Source organism: Corynebacterium variabile, from assembly GCF_006539825.1.
In the GTDB taxonomy this organism is placed as follows: domain Bacteria; phylum Actinomycetota; class Actinomycetes; order Mycobacteriales; family Mycobacteriaceae; genus Corynebacterium; species Corynebacterium variabile.
The window spans coordinates 1-1,484 of record NZ_BJNT01000053.1; the positions used below are offsets into that span (position 1 = coordinate 1).

General features: G+C 62.1%; 1 protein-coding gene. It reads right to left on the reverse strand.

Annotated elements, in window-relative coordinates; all coding sequences use genetic code 11:
* Window positions 1–829, reverse strand: an 829-nt coding sequence (gene istA / locus CVA01_RS14715) for an IS21 family transposase (protein ID WP_244938330.1), incomplete at its 3' end; no start/stop codon positions are given.
* Window positions 830–1,484: the final 655 nt, after the last annotated feature.

Genomic DNA, 1,484 nt, shown 5'->3' on the forward strand with positions numbered 1-1,484 from the left:
CCCTGGCCCCCAGTGCGTCACAGCGGGCAAGAAGGTCCGTGTTGAGTGCGTCGATGCTGATCGCGGCGGGTTCGGGGACCATCAGGTTGCGGCGTAGGAACCCGACGGCGTTTTCCACGTTGCCTTTCTCATTGCCGGCGTAGGGATTGCAGTAACGCGCACTGGTGCGGTAGTGCGCCTTGAATGCGGCGAACAGTCGGGACTCGGTGATGTCGTCGCGGTGGCGCCGTCCGATGCCGGTGGCGTTGTCGAAGACCATCATGGTGGGCACGCCGCCGATGTGTTCGCAGATGGTGCGCAGGCCCTGGCAGACGCATTCAGCGGTTTCGCCGAGAAAGCTCTGGACGTAGCGCATGTTCGACTGGGGGAAAGTGACGACCAACAAGTGCAGCAGCGTGGTGACTCCGGCGATGACCGCGGTGGCCTGCCCGAAGTCGACCTGGGCCTGGCCGGCGGGCCAGACAAGTTCGGAGTAACCGTCGGTGGGGCCCTGCGCGGCCTGTTTACGCAGTTTCACGAAGCGTTGGACGGTTTTGTAGGAGCCGGTGTAGCCGTGTTCGTCGACGAGTCGGTCGTAGATGCGTTGGGCGGTGTGCCGTTGTTTCCGAGGCCGGTGAGTGTCGTCGTCGAGCCAACCGTCGATGATGCCGGTCAATCCGGCCAGGGCCTGGGTACCGGCGTTGAAGGGTTTGCGGAGTGGTCGTGGGGAGAAGTTGTCGATGCCGGTGTACTTCGCGACGGTGTCGCGGTGTACGCCGACCCGGGTTGCGATCTGTGTCGCGGGCATTCCTTGGGCGTCGAGAGCCCTGATACGTTCTACAACGGTCATGGTCACCGTCATCTTCCTTTCTGTTCCCTTCCCGATGCTCATGGAGTTGTGGAAGACGAGGTGAGCACCGTTGAGGGGGAACCTATCCGGGCCGGTCGGCGGTGACTGTGGCCGCCCTGGCGACGTCGGGGTGGTGGGGTCGCTCAGGCGGGGGGTCGTCGGGGTGTGCCGACCGGTGTGGTCAGTGTTGTTGTGAGGTCGCCGCCGATGATGGAGTGGCGGGCGGTGTGGCGGGGTGTCCGAAGTGCGGAAAAACAACTGTCCGCGCTGTTGGAATCTGGTGTCCCTACCGCCGCCAAAGAGTTGACCACACACAGGTGTAGCCCAACAGTCTCATACCCACCATCATGTCTCACTAAACACCGGTGTGGAAGAAGGCGGGGCACATTGCGGTAAGACAGGTTAGCGAGACACTTTTTGTGCCGGTTCCCGCAGGGGCCCCGGTTCTCGACTTGCTTGCCGCGTGTGTCTTGTAAACCTTTAGCGTTTTGAGACTGAGAGTCACGTGTCCGGTGAGTCAGGCCCGCAACTGGTTGCTACAGCAACTATCCTGCTATACGGTGTAGTCATGCCAGAGACTACGGGCTTCGGAGAGTGGTTGCGTCCAGCGCTGCCGCTGCTATTGCTTCGCTTGCTTATCGATGAGCCGGGCCAC